The following is a 21,894-nucleotide window of genomic DNA, read 5'->3' as shown; positions in this document are numbered from 1 at the left end:
ATGCAGTAGCCTCACCCTCATGGCTACCCTTCGTCCGCCTCCCCTGCCGGGCCCGATTCAAATTCGGATCAACGCCCGGCTCATCCTCTTCGGTTTCATCGGCGTTTTTCTGCTCATCGGCCTGTTCTCCGGCATCTATCAGGTGCCCGCGAATTCCGTGGCCGTGGTGCAGCGCTTTGGCGGCTATCTGAAAACCGCACCGCCCGGACTGCACTTCAAGCTCCCTTGGGGCGTGGACAGCGCCACCGTCGTCGAGGTGCAGCGCCAGCAGAAGCTCGAATTCGGCACCGCCACGCATGGCGCCACGAATTTCTACCAGTACACCGACTACGAGGAACAGCAGCAGGAGAAAAACATGGTCACCGGCGACCTCAACGCCGTTCTCGTGGAGTGGGAGGTGCAATACCACGTCGAAGACCCTGTCGCCTACACCTTCAACTTCCGCGAGCCCCTGGCCACCCTGCGCGACCTCTCCGAGGCCGTCATGCGGGAGGTTGTGGGTGACCGCACGGTTGACGAGGTCCTCACCATCGGCCGTCAGGAGATGGAAAAGCACGCACTCGATCGACTGCGCACCTTGGTCGAGGATTTGAAGATGGGGCTGCGCATCGACCTCATCCAGCTCGGCAACGTCAATCCGCCCGCCCTGGTCAAAGCCAGCTTCAACGAGGTTAACAGCGCCCAGCAGGAGCGTGAGTCCGCCATAAACCAGGCCAGCGGCGAGTACAACCGCGTCGTTCCCCGCGCCCGCGGCGAGGCGGTGCAAAAAATCAGCGCCGCCGAAGGCTACGCCGCCAAGCGCATCAACGAAGCCGAGGGCGACGCCAACCGCTTCAACGCCCTCCTCACCGAGTACAAAAAGGCGCCCGAGGTCACCAAGAAGCGCATGTACCTCGAGACCATGAGCGAGGTCCTGCCCACCGTGCCTGGCAAAATCATCCTCGATGACAAGGCCTCGTCCTTCCTTCCCCTCATGAACCTGCGTCAGCACGCCCCGCAGCAATCCCAAGCCCCCGCCACCCGATGAAATCCACCGTTGCACTCATCGCCCTGCTGGTGCTCTCGATCCTCCTCAGCTCCGGCTTCTACACCGTCAGCGAGACGGAGCAGGCCATCATCACCCAGTTCGGCATGCCCGTGGGCGAGCCGGTGAAAGACGCCGGCCTGCACTGGAAGACCCCGTTCATCCAGACCGTCAACCGCATCGAAAAGCGCGTCCTCGAATGGGACGGCGAGTCCACCCCCATGACCACGAAGAACAAAGTCTTCGTCATGGTCGATGTCTTCGCCCGCTGGGAGATCGTCGATCCCCTCGTCTTCTTCCGCCAGCTCACCGACGAGAACCGCGCCATCTCCCGCCTCAACGGTATCATCGGCAGCGAGACACGCATCGTCATCGCACGTCATGACTTCATCGAGGCCGTGCGCACCACCAAGGACCGCAAAGTCGTCCGCGACGGCCCTGCCCCGGTCGAAGGCGCCGCAGTCTCCACCGCCGAGGCCCGCATCGGTGTCCTGCCCGCCATCAACCAAGGGCGCAGCGAGCTCGAGGCGGAGATCTTCGCCAATGCGGCGCCGAAGGTGAAGGAACTAGGCATCAAGATCCTCGACGTCCGCCTCAAGCGCATCGACTACGACGCCTCCGTCAGCCAGTCCATCTACCAGCGCATGATCACCGAGCGCCAGCAGATCGCCGAGCGCTACCGCTCCGAGGGCGCCGGCGAAGCCGCCAAGATCAACGGCGAACGCGAGCGCGACCTCGCCACCATCGAATCCGAAGCCTACCGCAAAGTGCAGGAGCTCGAGGGCGGTGCCGACGCCAAGGCCACCGAGATCTACGCCAAGGCCTACAACCAGACTCCCGAAGCCGCAGAGCTCTTCGAGTTCAAGCAGACCATGGAAGCTTACAAAAAGGTCATCACCGATGACACCACCATGATCTTCACCACCGACAGCGAGCTGTTTCGTTACCTGAAATCAAGCAGCCAGCAGCCCAAAGCAGGCCCGGGCGGCACCGTGGAGTTCACCCCTCTGCACAAGCTGCCAACACTGATGGAAGTGGGGCGATAATCCGCATCATCGCTCCGCAGAGCTTCTGCGGAGCGGCTTGATTCGACGGAGGGCTTTTAGCGGCGGCGGCGCATGGCGAAGCCCAGCAGGCCGAGCAGCAGGAGAACCGCACGTGACGGCTCGGGCACCACTACAATGACACCATATTGGGTGAAGGCGCTGACGTCCCAGGCAAGTCCGGCTCCCAGCGAAGGCAGATCGAGGTCACCCGCGATTACATTGGAGGCTGCACCATAAATGGTGCTGGTGCCCGTGCTGAAGGTGCCTCCCATGATGCTGGCAGCCTGCCAGTCGATCAGGTTGAAGACCTGGCCTTGGGCAAAGGTGGGGGAACCGACGACGGAGACACGGACGACGCCGTCACCAAAGGTGGCTGAGACACGGCTGCCGAGGCTGAGGTTGGAACCCGAACCTGTGAGATTGAGGTAATCCATGTCCGAAGACGAGGTGGGCGCCACATTCCAGTTTGAGGCGAGTTCGGTGAGGTTGGACGCAATGTAGGAGGAGGCGTCTGTGGCAGAACCATCACCCAACGCAGCAACGAGGCCCAGGCTGGTGTAGGTGGCGTTGGTGATGCCAAGCTGGATCTGCGACCCGTCAGCAACCGTGAGGGCAACACCACCGGCCGTGAGGGTCAGTGTGCCATTGGCGTTCGCTCCGTAATTGCTGATCAGCGTCGTGGTGCTGGCCACCGTGCCCGGGGCGAGGATGCCTACGCCGCAGTCAACTTCACCAATGGTCACCGTTCCACCGATGATGCCGGTGGTGACTCCGTCCCCGGAGCCGGAGAGGACCGCAGCATTGGCCAGCGTGCCTCCAACCTCGCTGACGGTCACCGCGCCGGAACTCAAGCTGCCGCGGAGGTTGATTTCACCGTCGTTGATCGTCGTGGCGCCCAGGTAGGTGTTGGTGCCGCTCAAGACGAGGGCCTGTGAGCCTTCCTTGATGATGCCGGCGCTGCCGGTTCCAGTGATGGCAGTTTCAATGGTGGCGTCGTTGTTGCCCAAGTTGCTGCCTGTGGCGACGGTCTGGACTGTAATGGTCCGTGTGACGCTGCCGAGGTTCAGCGTGCCTGAGTCAGGAGCTGCTGTGGCGATCGATCCAGTGCCGGTGATGACGATGTTGCGCGCATTGGTGCTGGCGTCATTCAGGGCGCGGTCGCTGTTCAACACGATGTCACCGGACACCGTCAGGACTCCACCAGCACCCGTGGTGAGCAACACGCCTGACCCCGTGGTCGCACCCATGGTGAGGGACCCGATTGTATCCGAGAAGCCGTTCAGGTCGAAGGTGGCCACCGAGCCGGTCGCGGCGGAACGCAAGCTCACGCTTGTGGCGTTGGCGATCTGGTTGTTGGCAAGCAGACGGACCGTCGAAGTTTGGTTCGTTGTAGCATTGAAACCGATGAGCAGGTTCGCACCGCTGATGGCATTGACGCCCGCGGTTTTGCCCAGTTCGACCAAACCGCGGGTGACGGCAAAGTCACCGGTCTGGGTGTTGGCAGTGCCGCCCGCAATCGTCAGGGTGCCGGTGCCAGTCTTGGTGAGGGTGCCCGAGCCGCTGGTGACCAGATTCGTCGCCGTGACCGAGGATGCCTGCACATCAAGGGTGCCGCCGCCGATCTGGACGACAAGATTGCGGCCGCCGATGTCGTCGGCGAAGTCGCTGGCCAGACTGAGCGTGCCACCTGCGAGGGAAAGTCCGCCTGAACCGATGTTGTCATTGTCATGAATGAGGAGCGTGCCTTCGTTGACCGTGGTGCCGCCGGTGTAGGTGTTCACGGCGGTGAACTCCAGCGTGCCGCGACCCGATTTGGTCACGGACGCACCCGTCGTATTCAGCGGTGAGGCGACCGTGGCAGTGAGCGTGGCGGTGTTGGTCGCAGCGGAGGGATTGACCACGAAGAACACATATTCGTTGGTGGCGCCAACCTGGATACCGTCGACAAAGCCGCCGAGAACGACACTGTGGACAGTGCTGGCAGCGGCGGCGGTGTTCTGGGTGAAGAGGAACGTGCCGCTGGAGTTGATGAGTGCATGGCCAGCTCCGGCGCCAGTCACATTGATGGTGGATGCGGAGGTGCTGTTGTTGTGGATGACCAGAGAGTTGATGGTCTGGCCAACCAGGCCTGTAAGATCGGCGGTCAGGCTCTCGCGAATGTTGTCATCATTAGAATCTTTCGCAGCAAAGGTGCTATACTCGTTGGTGAAACTTAGCGGCACGAAACCCACATTGTCGACGTAAGTGAGCAGGGTGTTGCCCATGTTGGTGTCCGTGGCCCCCCCAACGGTCATGTTCTCTCCCATGGCCCAAGGCACAATCGAACGGGTGTCGGTTCCAGCGCCACCGGAGCCACCGATGAGATTGGCCGCCATGAACGCCGAATCATTGGCATCCGCGATCTTGAAGCCAGTGCGCTGATTGGCCGTCGCACCGAGGTTGCGGCCGCGCACGTTGATGGTGGCACCGGCGTTGCGTGTCCAGCCGCTGGAAATGAGACGTGTCACAGCGGCCGCATTGGTTGTGTTGGCGTCCAGCGTGGCATAGCTGGCTCCGCTGGCGAAAGTAAGGGCGCCAATGGTTTCGTCTTCGCCGTTGCTGTTGTCAGAACGAATCCACAATCCCCGCGGGCGCGCGACTTCACCCGAGGGTGTACCGTCGGCAGAGTGCAGAGTGAATGCGGCACTGTCGGAAATGCGGTCGTTGGGAGCGCTGTCGTCGTTGTTGTCGATCAGCATGGTGCCTCCCTTGTTAATCGTGAAGGACAGCACGCCGCTCAGTCTGCCTGCCGAGCCGCTCAGCTGGAGGAGGCCTGTATTGACGACAACCGCGCCAGTGAACGCCGAGGTGGTGCTGCCGGTGATGTTGAAATTGAAGAGCGGTCCGTTGAGAGTGAGCTGGCTGGTTGCTCCGCCGGTGAAAAGCCCGCGGTAGCTGATGTTGCCCGTCTGGTTGAAGGTGAGCTTACCGCTCGTGCCCAGGGCAATGGTGCCATTGCTCTCGGTAACCAGGTGTCCGACCACTTCGGTGCTGTTGTTGACATCGAACGTGGTGCCCTGGCGCATGTAGACTGACATGTTGTCCGCCAACGCATTGCCACCGCTGATCCGCACCGTTCCTTCGTTGATGACCAGCTGGCTGCCGGTGTTGAGGAAAGAGTTGGCACCGCTCAAGAGGACCGTACCAAAGCCGGACTTGGTGATTCCGGCACTCTTGATGATCTTAGATGCGATGGTGAGGAGTCCGACCGTGTTGTTCTGCTGGATGATGATTTCACCCGCGATTCCCGAATTCGTGGCGCCGAGGAGACGACCACCGCTGATGGTGCTGCTGAACGCCCCGACCGACGGATCCACCATGATACCGCCGCTGCTGATGAGAAGGTCTCCGGTGGATGTCAGGCTGAGCGTGTTGTTGGCGCTGATGCCGTTGAATGTGAGGCTGGCGATGTTGGCGCAGTCCACCACGCCGGCGAAAGCCGCGTCATTGATGATGTTCTGTCCCGTCGCCCAGAGCGTCACGTCATTTTGCGTGGTGAGCGTGGCCTGAACGATGTTGCCAGAGCCGTCGATGGCGGCAAAGCGGTCAGACCCGCCGGCGATGGAAAGCGTGGCGTAACCCAGCGTACCGGCAGGGCTGGTGGAAGTGGCACCGGCATTCGCGCTGAGGTACTCAAAGGAAACCACACCTCCCACCGTGCGGGTGATGGCGCCGAGGTTCAGCGTGGCGGTCTGCCCGGTGCCGTTGTTGATGGCCACCGTGGTGTTGCCAGTGGAGATGGTGGTGCTGGTCACACTTTGCGATGTGGCACCAGCATCGTTGCCGTTGAGTTGGAGAGTTCCGTTGGAGACGTTGTTCAACTGCCCCAAGGTGAGCACACCGCCGATCTTGCTGTTGTTGTTCGTGGTGTAGTCAAGGATAAGCGTGCCTTCAAAGATGTTGGTGGCACCAGTGGACGCGCCCGCACGTGCACCAGAGAAGGTGACGGTGCCGGTGGTTTGCTTGGTAATGGCCCCGTTGCCGGCGAGCGTGACACCGTCACCGATGCTGCCGTTCCGCAAATCCTTGGTTCCGGCGCTGGTGAAGGTGCCGGTGCCGGTGATGTTGCCGAGCTGGCCTCCGGTGGCTCCCAACTGGAAGCCGCTGGTGGTGCTGATGTTGACGTTGGCGGCGAAATTCAACAAACCTGCAGCCGCTGCGCTGTTCGATGCAGAATCACCGATCAGGAGCTGGTCTGTGCCGGTTCCGATACCACCAGCGCCATAAATGTTAATCTGGCCGCCATTGCGGATGAAGATGTCGTCCCCGGTGTGCACCTGGGAGGTGCTGTAGATGTTCACCACCATGCTTCCCTGGGTTCCAGTACCGTCGATGACAATGTCATCTGTGGCGTCCAAGGATTCTCCTACATTGGCATTGATGGTGCCCGTGTTGAGCAGCAGGTCATCCCCGGCTTCGATCTTGGCGTTCACATCCCAAGTGCCGGTGCTGTTAAACACAAAGTCACGGCTGGACGTGGCGCCGCCAGCGGGATTGAGGCTGATGTTTCCGCTGATCGTGCCATTGCCGGCACCCGCCAAGGTGAGGCTGTTGTTGGAAGTCGAAGTGATGGTGCCGGAAATGGTGAGTTCGTTGGTGGAATTGGTGGAATCTCCAACGGTGACCACGCGGTTGGCGCCCGTGGTATTGAGATTGGCAGAGATGGTGGCGTTGCCAGGGTTGTTGCTAGCATCGTAAGTGATGTCACCGCCGAGCGTCAGGGTGCCTTTGGTGCCATTGGTGTCGAGCACCTGCGCCTGGCCGCTGGCACCGCCGCCGAGCGTCAGGGTGCCGATCGTGGTGAAGCTCTTTCCATTGAAGTCGAAGGCCGCAGTCACTCCGGCGTTGGCAATGACGGAGAGTGAACCCGTGGGAGCAAAGACAGCGGTGGAGCCGAGTTGGAGAACTCCCTCCCGGACTGTGGTGTTACCGGCATAGGTGATGGTGGTGCCACTGATGATCTGGGTGCCAGCGCCAGTCTTTTCCAAGTTGAACTGGTTTTCATTGGTGCCCACACCGCCCAAATCGCCTGAGAATGTGGCTGTGCCCGAACTCGGGCCGATGGCCAGCGTGGAAAGGGATGCATTGCCACCAATCACGCGGCTGCCCGCAAAGGAACCATTGCTCAGGCCACCGATCGTCGCGCCCGAGGCCGCGCCTGCATCACCGACCTTGAGGGTCGCCGCCGTGCTGACCGTTCCAAGCACCACATCGAGACCCGAGTTCAAGCTTCCCGTCCCGTCAAACAGGAGCGTGCCCGCATTCATGTTCAGCGTGCCAGTCAGGCTCGCAGCGCTGCCGGTGAAGACAAGGCTGCCCGCGTTTGTCACAGAATCGTTGACCGTCAGGGCGATGGCCGTGCCTGTCAGGCTACCGGAGAGGGTCAGGAGACGTGCACTGTCCTCAATGTTCCATGACTGATTCTGCGCGAGATTCACAATCGCGCTGATGCTGACATCAGCGGCGCCGGTCTGAATGGTAAGGCCGCTGGCATCCACAGTGTTGCCGAGAGTCAGGGTGTTGATGCCATTGGAACTGCCGATGGAGGTGGCTGAGTTGCCGGTGTGGAAGATGAGCTCCTGAATCGTGACATTGGCACCGAGTGTGGTGGTGAAATTTGCAGCCCCCGTGGCGCTGAAGTGGACGATGGAGCCGGCATCAGGCGGGACGAGCGCATCGATTCCCGAAGACTGGTCGGTGTCCCAGTTGGAAGGGAATCCCGTGCCCGACGTGGTGGTCGCCGACCACACACCCGTGCCAATGCCGGTGAGGTCACCTTTCCACCATGTGTCTGCTGCGGCAGGAACCGCCGTGGGAGTCAGGATCCACTGGTCGACCGTGCCACCCAAGGTTTCATTGCGCAGCGCATAGCTAAAGCTGCCCCCGTTGAAGATGACAGGGTTGAGATCGAAGGTTCCGCTGCCAGCGTGGAGTGAGCTGGCGTCAGCTCCATTGATGAGGATGTAGTCGAGCCCGTCGGTTGGGGCGCTGTTCACATACACGGCTGTCGTCAGTGTGCCATTGACCGTCATTGTCTGACCCGTGGCCAGGCTGAGTTGGGAATTGAAAACCCCATCGATGCCGAAGCCAAGGGTGGCTCCAGTGCTGCTGCCGACGGTGATGACATTGCCGGAACCCGAGAAGCCAAAGACCTGGTTGGCAGCGTTTGTGGTTCCACGCAGGGAGAATTCCGTGCCGTCCGCCAAGGTCAGGCTGGTGGTTGTGGCAGCAAAGGCGCCTGGCGTGTCCATGAAGAGCTTGCCACCGTTGACCGTGGTGGTGCCGTTGTACATGCTGGTGCCTGTGCCGGAAATGGTGAGGTCTCCTGCTCCGCTCTTCACGAGATTCAAGTTGGCCTCGTTGGTGCCAGAGCCACCGATGTTGCCTGCAAACACACTGTTGGCGGCAAGATCAAGGATCAACGTGGCCATCGTGGCGTTGCCGGAGACGATCTGATTGGTCGTGGCGGTGCCCTGGCTGCTCAGAGACGTGAAGGTGTGGCTCAGGGCTCCGGTGCCGTTGCCAAGCTGGAGAATCCCCGCCGTGGAGGCTCCACCCATGATGAGACTCTGGCTGGTGCCAAGCGGGCTGTTGCCACCCACAGGCTGAGCAATCAAGCGGCCGCCCGCAACGGTGGTGCTGCCATTGTACTGGTTGGCACCTCCCAAGGTGAGCGTACCGGTGCCGTCCTTCACAAAGTTCAACGTCGAGCCCGTCGCATTGGCGATGACACCACCGAAGCTCGTGGTCGTGTTGTCACCACCCGCTGTGAGCGTGTTCGTGCCGCTGGTGTCTCCATGATACACAACGCCACCTAGAGTAGCGCTGTCACTCGAAAGCGAACCCACAGTCACCGCCGAACCACCGAGGGTGATGTCGAGCAGGGCGCCTTGCAGCACAGAAACTGCGGAACCGGTGGGAATGGCGTTGGCGACACCATAGCGCAGAATGCCGTCCGTCACGGTTGTGGTGCCACCGTAGGTGTTGTTGCTGCTGCCCAGCACGAGGATGCCGTCGCCCGTCTTGTTGATGTTGGCCGTGGCCCCGCCGAGGACCCCGCTGAGCGTGAGTGTCTTGGCAGCAAGATCGACCGAGATGTCATGATTTCCTGCAGCCAGCGTTCCGTCACCGGAAAGGGTGAGGTTGAAGGCATCGCGAAGGGCGAAGTCACCGGTGACAGAATACGAGTTGGCGATAATGCGGTTGTCAGCGGTCGAGGTCAGGAACGTGCCATTGCCGATGATCAGTGAACCAGTGGAGAGAGCGTTGTTGCTGCCGAGAGCGAGACCACCTGCCTGAAGGTCAAAACTGCCAGTGAAGGCGTTCGATGCCGTGAGCCGCAAAACGCCGTTTCCGTTTTTGACAATGTCGGCGCCTTCAATGGAGGCATTGATGATAAGGTTGGGAAGGATCGGGTTGAGGATCGCCCCGTTCCATTCGACCGGATTGATGGTGAAGGTGGTGGTGGCGGCGCTCAGGGCCAGCTTGCCGTTGATGGTGGAGATGGCGCTGGTGCTGGCGTTCTGGCCGCTGGCGGTGATGCTGCTGCCTGTCACCGTCAAGGTGCCGGTGCCGGTGGTAACCTCGGGGTTGTGACCGCCGATGTTGTTGAAGACGAGCGCGGCGATGGTCTGGCTGAAGTTGTTCAGATTCAAACGGCCGCTGCCGATCAGGGTCACAGTGGCAGTGTTGGCGATCTGGTCAGAGGAACCATAGACCACGGAGGAGCGGAACTCCTGGTAGGTGTTGCCGTTGGTGCTGGGACCGCCGTGGATGGTCAGATCACCGGTGCCCGTGGCAGTGATGGTGGTGCCGTTGGCGCTGGCATTGTTCAGAATGACACGGCCTGCATTGACGAAGGTGCCACCCGTGTAGGTGTTGTTGCCGGTGACATTGGTGGAGGATGCATTCAGCAGGCCATCCAGACCCGTGCCACGACCATCATCACCGTTGTAGACCACGGTGACCGCACCGGTCCCGTTGTTGACCAGGTTGGCGCTGATGTTGACGTCTCGGTTCACCACGTCGGTGTTGCCGTTCACATAACCAAACGTGTGAAGATAAAGATCGCCGCCGACATTGAGGGCTCCGGCTGTGAGATTGCCGTTGGTGATGTTGATGAAAATGTCGTTGGTGGCTCCCGACGCGATCAAGCCGCCGCTGACGAGCGTGAGGGTGTTGCCGCCGAGGTCCAGGTTGCTGTTGGCCGTGGAGCTGGAGGCGCCCTGGAGATTGAGGCTGTAGATGGTGCGATCAGCCGTCAGAAGCGTGGTGGATCCCGCCGCAGGCAGGGCGATGCGGATGTTGTCCGTGCCCGTGCCATCGTTGATGAGATTGGGCGAATACCCGGCGAAGCCCTGGGTGTTCAGACCACCGACGCCGTGGCCGGAAATGTAGCTGGCGAACTCACGCTCAAACACCGCCCAGCCGCCGATGATGTTGTTCGTCAATGTCGGCGCGGCAGTGATGAACAGGCGCGCATCGTCATTCGGTGTGCCGTCAATGTTGTAGAAGCGCAGTGTGGCATGCGAGTTGGCGGCCCGAGTCAAGCTGGCGATGGTGAAGTCCGACTGGTCCACAGGAGTGCCGCCTTCCGCAGCATCGATGACGTTCTGACCGCTGCCGAGCGTGACCGCGCCCAACGTCTCGGTGGTGTAGAGTGCTGCGTGGCCGCGAAGCTGGAGGTTGCCGCCGCGGAGCGTGATCGGGGCCGTATCCTTGACGCGGTCCGAGACGTTTTGGCCTTCTGTGTTGCCGTTGGTGGTGGCGATGAGGAAAGTGGCGTTGGCAATCTCAATGGACGAGGTGTTGGTCAGCCTGCCTTCCACCAGCAACTGGGTGCGGCCGCCATTGAAGAGCGACGGGCCCGAATAAGTCTGCTCGCTGTAAAGGTTCCAATCTTGGAACGCGGCAGCGGCCTGGCTGTGAACCACGGCAACGTTGCCCTGGATGGAACCGGTGAAGGTCACGTTGCCCGTGGCAAGCGCCAAGGTGGCCTGCGTGCCGCTGGAGTTCGTCACGATGCCGCCCGAGTCGCCGGGGAACAAGTCCGACTGGGCCAGAACGGCGGTCAGGCGAGACTCCAGCAGGTTGAAATGCTGCGCTGTGCCATTCAAGTCGAGCGTGCCACCATTGTTGACCTGCAGGCTGCGTCCCGGGAGGATGGTTTGATTCCCACCGCCCAGCATGAGCGTGCCGTCGTTGACATAAACCGTTCCATGGGCGGTGTTTCCAGCCGTGAGCGTGAGGGCGCCCGCCCCCGATTTCGTCAGGGCGCCCGTGGTTCCGGCAATCGGCACGTTGAGGACCAGATCCCCGACGGCGTGAATCACCAGCTCGGCGTTGCCGACGGTCGTCAGGTAGCTGACACCGCTGAAGCCATCAATGCCGGTGTTGCCAGACAGAGCCAGCAGACCGCCGCTGGCCAAAGACAACGGCACGTAATTCAGATCCACGCCGCCGCCGCTGGCCAGACGAAGCGAGTTGTAATTGTTCAGAGCACCAAGCAGTTCAGTTGTGGAGAGATTCACGTTGGCATTCGCGGTCGCGAAGTCTGTTGTCTGCTCCGAGGGGGAGAGCAGGCGCAGGATGTTGGTGCCTGTGTTTGCGGCACCGCCCGTGGAGTCCGCGGTGACAAATCCGGTGCCGCCGCCTGCCACATTCGAGTCACCCAGGGCCCATGGAATGATGGCCTTGTTCGTGGTGTCAGTGTCACCAAGCTGGCCGACGAAAGCGTAACTGCTCCCAGTGAATGTGGCGACGCCCGTCCCGGCTGCGCTGCCAAAATTGTCGGCCCGGATGAGGAGGGAAGCTCCCGTGGAGCGAGTGATGGCGCCGGTGGCAAAATTCAACTGGCCGGAGGCATGTGCATCCAAGGTGAAGATCGAGAGACCCTCGCGCAGGGTGAACGCCCCCACAGTTTCCGAGGTGCCTGCAGCGTTGCCGATGATGATGACATCCGCCCCTGAGACATTCAGTGCGCGTCCGCTGAGGCGGTCGTCCACTGCCGTGCCAGTGCCGCTGTCGAGTTTCAGCACACCGGTGGGATTCAGGTAAACGGTCGGCGTAGTTTCCTGGCCCGCCGTGGGAGTCCCCAAGGAGCCACTTCCACTCAGTGTGAGCATGCCCTCCTTGATGACGACACGCGTGCCCGGATGCGCATTAGCGGCAGTAATCGTCCAAGTGCCGGATCCGAACTTGTTGATGAGGAAGTAACGATTGGTGCCGAGCGTGCCGCCGAGGGCCAAAGCGGTGCTCAGTGTGCCATTGCCATCGCCACCAAGACCGAGGATCGAGTCCCGATTCTGGCCGTTGCCGACGTTGCCGGTGATCACGCCCTGAATGTCCAATGTTGCTCCCGAATCCACCGTGATCGTAGCCCCGCGGCTGCGGTCATTGGTCCCGGAGGCGTTGTTCAGGGTGATGTCGCCCGTGAGAATGTTGTCACCACTGACTGAACGGAGAGCGCCGCCCCCGTTGACCCCGTTGGACATGACGTCATCACCAGAAGCAAACAGCAAAGGTTCCGCCAGCGTGATGCTGCCCGTGAGTTCCAGTGCTGCCCCCACGTTGCCGAATGTTGTATTACCGGTGGTGGTGCCCAGGGCGTCGGCGTTTGAGATGCGCACCACGCCCTGCTTGACGGTGAACACACCGTCCCATCCGGACTGGGCCTGTGTGAGGACCAACGTGCCTCGGTCGTTCTTCTGCAGGTTGTTGGTGGCCGTGGCAAAGGTGAAGGCGCTGTTCAAGGTGAACACATTGCTGCCCGTCACATCGATGCCGCTGTTCGTGTTGTTCAGGTTGATGGTGCGGCTGGTGGCAAAGGTGCCGGAAATGCGCAGACCCTCGGTCAGGCTGTTGGAGCCGATTTGAATGATGTTGGACGGGTTCCCAAACACTGTATCCAACGCGCCTTCCACCGTGCCGTTCGTGATGTCGATTGTGCCCGTGAACGAATTGGCGGCGTTGCTGAGTTTCAGGACACCGTTGCCCGCCTTGGTCAGGCCCGTGGATCCGCTGATCTCACCCGAAAGGGTCAGCCCAACCGTTTGAAGGGACGTGTTGGTCGTGGACACCGACCAGCTGTTGCCCACAGCCAGGACGATGTTGTCCGGGATGTCGAGCCCGTAGCCGTTGTTGTTGGTCAGAACGATTCCACTGGGCAACCCAGACGAGTTCAGGCTGGTCAGCGCAATGGTCTTGAAAGCAGCGGTGGGGAAGTAGAGACCGGCACCCGCGCGACCGATGGTCAAATTGAGCGCACCATTGACGGACTCCCAGGTCACAGTGCCCAAGTTGATGGTCTCGAAGCCGCTGGTGCCATCACCATCATGCAGCAGGGTGAACGAAGTGTTGGTGAGGTTGGTGAGGTTGATCGGCACGCTTGAACCGAGGCCCGTGAGGTTGAGGCCGGAGAGATTGCCCGGACCAGTTTTGCTGATGGTGTTGGCGCCGGTGCTGCCGACGGCCGTCACCGAGCCGATGCCCTGGATGTCACCCCCGAGCACCACATTGAGGTAAGGCGTGTCGATTTCGGCCACCAAACCACCGGGAGTGCTGAGAGTGGAGAAGGTGAGCGCACCATTGAGGGTCAGAGTGTCCAGGGTGCTGCCGGTATTGCTGAAGATGGGATTGCCGGCGAAGCTCATTGCGTTTGCCACCGTGCGGCTGCTGTCGTTGACCGCCACCTTGGTACCTGCGGCCATGCTCACCGCCCCGAGACCCAGCGGTCCGGAGAAAAGAGAGTTGGCAAAGGTGGAGGTGCTGCTCGCCGCCAGCACGATACCACCACCCGTGACAGTCATGCCGCCGGTAAAAGTACTCTGCCCGCCAAGCAGGAGGAGCCCCGTGCCGGTCTTGGTGATGGAACCGCCGGCACCGGTGACGACAGCACCGATGCTCAGGGAGGGGTTAATGGAGTTGTCATAAACCACTCCATTCATCTGCGGAGCATCCACACTGAAGATCTTGGCGCTGGCACCGATGTCCAGCGTGCCATTGATGACCGGAAGCCCAATGGCGTTGTTGCTGGTGACAGTGACGGCATTGGCATTCGTCAGCGTGAGCACGCCTCCCGAAGTAACAGTGGGCGCAGTGGTTCCGCCAACGTGGTTGAAGACGATGCTGTCGAGAGTGTTGTTGCCCACCAAGGTCAATGTGGAACTGCCATTGAGTGTGACGATGTTGGACGAGTCGATCTGCCCCTGGTTGTTGATCATCGTCACTGTGGAACCAGTGATGGTGAGGCCGCCCGCCGGGATGACCGTGAATCCAACATCCCCTTCAAGCCGGAGTGTGCCCTGATTGACCACGGTACCACCGGAGTAGGAATTCTGGGCGGAGAGGGTCAACGTGCCGCCGCCAGCCTTCACCAGGCTGTTGGTGCCTTGGATGACCGAATGGATCGTGAGCGTGTTCTGGTTGTTGTAAATCACCAGTTCGCTGACGCCGCTGGTGATGATACCACGCGTTGCGAGCGTGCCGATCGTCGTGGCGTTGTTGTTGTTGCTGCGCAGGATACCGCCAAGCTCCAGATTCAACACATCCGTGCCACTGGTGAAGACGATGTCGTTGGTGAAACCACCGGCAATGCGCAGCAACCCGGTGGTGGTGGTGCCGCTTGGCAGCTGAATGGAGCCAGCCGCCTGAGCGACGATGTTCGTCACCGCGCCAGAGGCAAAAATGCCCGCGTCCGGAGTCACGATCACATCATTGATCTCCTGGGTCGCATAAGGCGTGTAACCAGGCGTGCCAACAGCCCCCACACCCATGCCATGCGCATACGCCGCATAGTCCGTGGTGTTGGCGATGGCCCAGTTCCCCAGCAAAAGATCACTCACCGTTGCCAGAGGAGTGTCGAACTTGATGAATCCATTGTTGCCCGCCTGGCCGAGGCTGGTGCCGGTGAAGTTGACAGTAGCCCCTGCGCTGCGCGTGAGGCTGGCAAAGGTCACCGTGGACGAATTGTAAGAGCCTGTGCCACCTGCGGTGGAGGTGATGGTGTTGGCCCCCATCAATACAGAAACAGCACCCATCCGCTCCGTGGCATCCGTGTGCGCGCGGCCGGTGACACTGATCGTACCACCACGCAGGTTGATGGCGGCGTCATCTTTGACGCGGTCGTTGATCTGGATTTGCAGGTTGTCGTTGTTGCCCAGGAACAGGGTGGCGAGATTGATGTCGATGCCGGACGTGTTGAGGATGGTGGCATTGTCGCGCAACGTCGTGGTGCTTGCGGTCAGGAAGGTCCAGCCGGTGTAGGATTGCGCGGTGCCAATCGTCAACGTGCTGCCGCCCACGCGGCCCAGATTGATGCTGCCGGTGATGGTTCCCATCCAGCTCCCACCGTTGTCCGTGACAATCGTGCCGGTGCCGGTGCTGGTCATGATGGTGCCGCCGCCATCAGGCTGGTCACTGCTGGTCGTGATGTTGCCGACAAACTGGGTGTTGCCATTGAGGTCCAGTGTGGCGCCAGGATTAACGAAGAGCGACTGCTTCAATGGCATGATGGTGTTGAGGCCGCCATTCAGCTTGAGAGTGCCACCGTGAATGTTCGTGGTGCTGACGTAGAACTGGGTGGTGTTGAAATTGACCGTCCCGCCCTGAAGCTGCGTGTAAGCGGCCCCGGTCATCGTGCTGTCGATGTTCAACGTCGTGCCGGTGGTTACCTGGAAGTAGCCGTTGTTGGCCCCGAGGTTGAGCAGCGGCACATTCAGGACGTTCACGCCGCCATCCACCAGCACGGCGCCGCCTGACAACGTGAGCTGTGACCCGGCGATGCTGGACCCCACCGTAACGCCGCCGGCAAGCTTCAAGGCATTGAGCGTGCGGCTGACCGAGATGTTGGCGCTGCTGGTCACATTCATCGTGTCCGTGTTCACCGCGGCCACCAGGTCATTGCTGTTATTGTAGCCTGAGAAGGCCTGGATGCCGTTGGTCACGTCATATTCGGCAAAATCAGCCCCGAAAACGACCTTGGGCAGCATTCCGTTGGCCACGGCCGTGCCCGTGGGCGCCGTGGTGAAAAGCACCTTGTTGGTGGTGCCCAGGCTGCTGATGCCGCTGACGTCGAGTGTCGAGCCCGTGTTGGCAAAATTCACCGACAGGAAGGTCAGGGTGCTGGAGCCTCCGCCGCTCACCTTGATGGTGGCCAAACCATTGCCGTTGATGTCGAGACGGCCAAATGATTCCGACGAGGAGCTGCCGTCGCTGATGAAGTCCAGCAGACCACCGTCGATGTTGATGTCCTGCGTATCGCTCACGCGATCGCCCAGGTTGGTGACAGAGTTGTCGAGACGCAGCGTGCCTTTGCCAGAGACCGTGATGATGGAATTCTGGTCCAGCGTGCCGTTATCCGACAGTTTGAGAACGCCATTAGTGACCGTTGTGCCCCCGTCATAGGTGTTGGCTGCGGTCAGTGTCAGCGTGCCCGTACCGCGCATGCGCAGTGCGCTGGCAGTGGAAGTGCTGCCGTTGACGATGACGCTGTTGATGATCGTGTCACCACTGCCTTGCACACTGAAGGTACGGTTAGTGCCGTCATTGGAAAGGTTGACGCCGCCGGAGAGCGTAAGCTGCGCACCCGAGAGATTGTTTTCCAAGGCACGATCACCACCGCTGTTGGTCACCACGCCGCCAAACTCGATGTTTTGACTCCCGGAGACCACGCCGGGCGCAGAAGCCAGCGTCACTGCATTCGTCAGTTTGTCAGCTCCAGAAAGATCGACAGTGGCCTGCAACACACCACCGTTGAAATTGAAGGTGCCGCTGCCCAGTGCTCCCACCTTGCCCAGAATCAAGGTGCCCTGAGTGAGCGTGGTGCCACGGGAATAGGTGTTCGGGCTGGCGCCGCTCAGTGTCAGACTGCCGTTGTTGGACGTGCTGAGCGTCAGGCTGGTACCATCCGCGTTGGGGTCCGTAACCGTGGCCTGGTTGGCAATGGTGGCGTCAAACACGGTGGCACCGGTTCCAAGGATCACCAACGGCCGGGTGTCAGTGGCCGTGTCTTCGACGCTGGTGAAGGAATTGAAGGTCAACGTCGCTCCAGAACTGAGCGTGTTGTAAATGTTCCAGACTTGGTTGTCGGATCCTGCATTACCTTTGACGGTGCCGGTGAAAGTGATGGACTGATCACCGGTGAACAAGGAACTGGCATTGGCGGCCAGTTGAAGTTCCCGGGAAATGGACAAGGCAGTGCCGCCTGCGGCAAAAATACCCCCATTGCTCAACACGAGGGCTCCTGTGCCCGCTGATCCTGCGGACGTTGCATCCGCAAGTCCCAGCCAGCCCGTGTTGACGGTCAGATTTCCGGTAAACGTGTTGTTGCCGCTGAGGATCCACGTGCCACTGTCTGATTTGGTCACTGACGTGGTGCCGCCCACGTTGCCGATGTTGGAGGATATGGTGTTGGCATCTGTATTAAAGCCGCGGAGGTTGAGCGTCTTGCTGCCGTTGCCGGTGATGGAGAAATTGTTGATCACAAGCGCTCCACTGCCGCTGGAGTCGATGGTGGTGGTGCCGGTTGTGCTGTTCCAAATGATGGAACGTGCGACGGTTTCCCCGGTGCCATAATACATGAGGTAGGTGGTGGCTGTTGTGGTGTTGCCGAGCGTCAGGGAACCGCTGGCATTACCCAGGTTGCTGGATCCACTGGTGCCGTCGATGGAGGTGACCGCCAACTGGCCCAAACTCACTGTCGTGTTCCCATTGTAGGTGTTGTTGCCGGTGATGTAGAGCAAGCCGTTGCCCGTCTTGGTCAGACCGGATGATCCCGTGCCGCTGAGAGTGCCGGAAAGGATGGCAAAGTCCGTGCCGGTGCTGGTGTTGTCCGCCACATTGACCGTGCGCACCGCCGCGTTGAGGTCGATGTCATTGGCAAAGTTGACGTCGGCGAGCGCGGTCGTGGAGTTCAACAACAGCTGGCCGGTTGAGCTGAAGCTCGCGGTGGATCCCCAGGTGATGGGGGTGCCCCCGCCAAGGTTCACCACAAGAGATGCCACAGAAGCGGCGAAACCGGAGTTCGATGTGCCGGTCCACTGAATTTGATTCGCCCCAGTGCCAATGGCGCGGGTGAACGTGCCGGAGGATTCCAAAATGCCGCCAGCCAGGACGGTATTTGTATTGGTGGAGTAGGCCGAAGACTCAATCCGCAGCACCCCTGCACTGATTGTGGTGGCTCCGCTGTAGTCGTTGTTCGCATTGCTCAGGATCCACAGACCACCGTCAGCTTTGGTGATGGAAAGCGCGCTCGCGCCGTTGTCGCGCAGACCGATTTTCATTTCGTTGTCGCCCAGAGAATCACCGCCCAACGTCAGCAGGCGAACGCCGCTGCCGCTGAAGGCGATGTCCGCCGTGTTGTTGAAGATCAGCGCGGCATTATTGGCCGCGCGAGTTTGCAATGCGTTCTGGCCGGCGCTGCCGTTGCTGTTGATCCTGCCATCACCCGCCAGCGTGAACAAACGGTCGATGCTGACCGAGGGCGTGCCGGTTGTTTGGTAAATAACCGTGTCTTCACCGGTGTAGTTCAGTATGCCCCCGTTGAAGACAAGGCTTCCAGCGTTGTCACCGGTAATGCCAGCACCCAACCCGCTGGCGTCACCAAAGTTCGCCAGTGTGTTCACGGTCAACGTGCCCGCATTGATGGTCACCCCCCCGCTGTAAGTCTGCGCTCCTGCGAGGCGGAAGGTGCCGCTGCCATTTTTGACCAGGGCAATGTTGTCTTGGATGCTTCCGGTGAAGTAGCTGCTCGCGTTCGCATTGCCGACACGCAGTGAGGCAGCCACACCAGAGTTCTTCACAGTGCCGGCGCCATTGAGTTCATCTATCGCGGCAGTGCCGGAAGCAGCGGTCCCCAAGTTAACTCCGTTGAGGTCGAGTGTCGCTCCCTGACGCAGCCGGACATCCATGCTGTCCGCTCCAAGACGACCGGAACCGGACAACTGCACCGTCCCTTCATTGATGTGGACTTGGCCTGCGGCGGTTCCTGCGTTGGCAGCGCCGAGCACCAAGGTGCCAGCGCCGAGCTTTGTCCAGCCGCCTGTGGTGGTGTTCGTGATTGCTGTGTTGAGGATAAGGGTGTCGCCCGCAGCGTCGGTGCGGAAAACCAAATCGGCGGCACCACCCGACGTGATGCCGGTGCCCCCGCTGATTGTCACAGTGCTGCCACCGGTGACCAAAATGCCGCCCGAAACCGTCGCGGCGCCGTTCTGCAGCGTCAGAGTCTGGCTGGCGCCAAGCGTGAAGTTGCGATTGTCGACAAATTTGATGCCCGCGTTGATCGTCGCCGTGGCTTGTGCTGCGATGTCCGTGGTGTCGACCAAATAAGGCGTGGAGTTGCCGCCTGCGAGGCTGGCCCCAGCGCTTTCCGTGGTATATGTCGCCGCCGTCACCGCTGACCCGGAGGCAAAGTCCGCCCCGTTGAAAAACACATGCGCGTTAAGGATGCCATTGGTGTCAGTGGCTCCTGTGAGGGTCACCGTGCCTCCGGCATTCGTCACAAAGTTGATGCCCGTGCCCGCAGCAGGTGTGGTAAGCGAGGCAAATGTCAGGTCTGCGGTTCCCCCGGCTCCAGCGGTGACCTTGATCGTTCCTGCCCCGGCGGTGGCGGTTAGAGCTCCTAGGGTTTCCGCGCTGGCGTTGGCTCCATCCCCCAGGTACTCGAAAGTGCCGCCTGCGGCATTCGTGAAGGTATCCACATTGAAGGTCAGGGCACTGCCGTCATTGATCACATTCCGTGAAGCGCCCGAAAACGTGTCTTGCACTTTCAAGGTACCGTTGGAGACGGTGGTGGTGCCCGTGTAAGTGTTGGCAGCCGTAAGCAACCATGTGCCTGCGCCAATCTTCTGCAAATTGTGGGCGCTGGTGCTGTTGCCAAAAGCGGAAGCCAAGGTGTTGTCATCCGTGTTGGTGCCGCCCAAGAACAAGGTCTTCGCGCCATTCACCGTCGTGAGGATGTTTCCAGTGAGGGTGAGCGCCCCTGTGCCGTTAGCGTTGATGTAGGCACTGGCCGTGGTGCTGTTGATGAGGATGTTCCGGTCCAAAGTGGCTGTTCCACCCAGATAGGTCAGCGCACCCGAGGTGGTGGTGGCATTGCCGATGTTGATCTGTGAGGTGGTCGCCACCGCCCCGACATTCCCTAGCGCAAGTGTACCCGCGCTGATGTTGGTGGCTCCCGTGTATGTCGAGGCCGTGCCATTCAAAGTGAGTGTTCCGGTGCCACTCTTGGTGACGACATGGGAGTTGCCGCTGGCAATGATGTTCGGATTGATGACCATCTCGCCCGTGGCCGTAAAGGTCAGCGTTCTCGCACCTGCTGTGTTGGCCTCGCTCCAAATGCTCGTGCCATTCACGGTCATGGTGCCGTTGCCAGTGTAGTTCCAGGCTTCGTTGTTGGCTCCGTTGGCGTTGTTGGTCAGCGAAGCGATGGAGAGTCCGTAGCCATTGCGGCCTGTGAAGGTGAACGTGCGGTTGTTTTCCTGGCGCAGGTTGTTGAAGGCGACAGTCTGGTTGATGAGGGAGCTGCTGCTGCCAATGGCGCGGTCCACAAAGATCGTGCCATTGTTGCTGGAGTAGCTGATGTTGATCCCGCTGAACGAATTCGGCGTGTCCGTGCGGATTTCGTAGGTGCCGCCATTGAACGTGATCGGCGCAATGTTGTTGCTCGTGCTCCGACCGAGCTGACCACCATCGCTGATGCGGATGGTGCCGGAGTCCGCGCGTGTGGCGCCCAGGAAGGTGTTGTTGCTGTTGGTCAGGGTCAGAGTCGAGGCAATGCCAGACGTAGTCTTGACCAGGTGGATCTGGCCGCTGGTGCCGCCTGTGATCAATCCGTTGATCACCACGTTGCCATTGCCATAGATGATCTGGCCGATGTCTGCCGAGCCGAGCTGGAGGTTGCCGTTGATGATCGTCGTTCCCCCAGTGGCGACGAGACGCGTTTCCGTGATGCTTGAGGTCACGATGTTGCCGTTGATGATGTTGTTGCCGATGCTCTGGAACGAGGTGCCGAAGCCGTTGCTGCCGCGACCGGAGAGGCTCAGGTTTCTATTGAATGTGAGTCCCGTTCCGGCTGCCGTTCCGCCTTGGAGCTGCAGTGTCCCCCCCGCCCAACCCAGGCTGCTCACCCCGTAAACCCCCACGGTACTGGTGGAGGCCCCGAGCTGCCCCATGTTCGAAATGGAAAGCGTGCCGTTCTTCACGACGGTGGCGCCCGTGTAGGTGTTGCTGTTGTTGGTCAGCACAAGAACGCCTGATCCTTCTTTGCTCAAACCGGACGTGCCTGCGATAGCAGACTCAATCGTTGCCCTCGCTCCGGTACTTCCGATCGTTCCCCCCAGGCCGTTCACCTCAATGCGTCCCACGCCACCCAGGTTCAGCGTATCGCTGGTGATGACATAGTTACTCGTGTCAAAACGAAGTGTGCCGACATTGATGGCACTGCTCAAGGTGACAGTGCCTGCGGTTCCATTGAAAATAGCGGTATCAAAGAACGAGTTCGGCCAAGCCACATCGTTGATACCATCCCACCAGTTTGCCGTTGAGATATCCCATGTTCCCGTGCCACCGAGATTGGTGCCATTCGCGTTATTTCCGGCGGAGCTGGCGTCCATATCCCAATAAAACGTGGCGCCAGGGGCAGGCTGGGATACGGCTACGAAAAAACAAACCATCTTCATAAAGACCCCGATCCTATGGAGAGGGGACAAACACAAAGTGCGGTGAGGATTTTTCATGTGTGGACTGGTTGGCAGGTCGGTACCGAGCACACCTCTGACAGATGCATCC

General features: G+C 60.5%; 3 protein-coding genes. 2 read left to right on the top strand and 1 reads right to left on the bottom strand.

Annotated elements, in window-relative coordinates; translation table 11 throughout:
- Positions 1-19: 19 nt before the first annotated feature.
- Both hflK and hflC read left to right on the top strand, forming a co-directional pair.
- Positions 20-1,027 (top strand): FtsH protease activity modulator HflK, encoded by a 1,008-nt coding sequence (gene hflK / locus KDL09_RS03190; protein ID WP_294381235.1) that lies wholly within the window; start codon positions 20-22, stop codon positions 1,025-1,027.
- The gene (gene hflC / locus KDL09_RS03185; protein ID WP_294381233.1) at positions 1,024-2,070 is read left to right on the top strand and encodes a protease modulator HflC; all 1,047 of its coding nucleotides are present in this window, start codon (positions 1,024-1,026) and stop codon (positions 2,068-2,070) included. The genes hflK and hflC overlap by 4 nt, the downstream gene beginning before the upstream one ends.
- 56 nt (positions 2,071-2,126) lie before the next feature.
- Here hflC and KDL09_RS03180 read toward each other — a convergent pair whose 3' ends face one another.
- Positions 2,127-21,719 (bottom strand): autotransporter-associated beta strand repeat-containing protein, encoded by a 19,593-nt coding sequence (locus tag KDL09_RS03180; protein ID WP_294381230.1) that lies wholly within the window; start codon positions 21,717-21,719, stop codon positions 2,127-2,129.
- Positions 21,720-21,894: the final 175 nt, after the last annotated feature.

The organism is Prosthecobacter sp. (genome assembly GCF_020439865.1).
Taxonomy (GTDB): Bacteria; Verrucomicrobiota; Verrucomicrobiia; order Verrucomicrobiales; family Verrucomicrobiaceae; genus Prosthecobacter.
The sequence above is the reverse complement of the archived record's forward strand: the minus strand, read 5'-3'. Positions and strand labels throughout refer to the sequence as shown.

Bases quoted from the DNA above. Each gene is read 5' to 3' on its own strand.
- hflK (WP_294381235.1), top strand. From the start codon at position 20: ATGGCTACCCTTCGTCCGCCTCCCCTGCCGGGCCCGATTCAAATTCGG.
- hflC (WP_294381233.1), top strand. From the start codon at position 1,024: ATGAAATCCACCGTTGCACTCATCGCCCTGCTGGTGCTCTCGATCCTC.
- KDL09_RS03180 (WP_294381230.1), bottom strand. From the start codon at position 21,719: ATGGACGCCAGCTCCGCCGGAAATAACGCGAATGGCACCAATCTCGGT.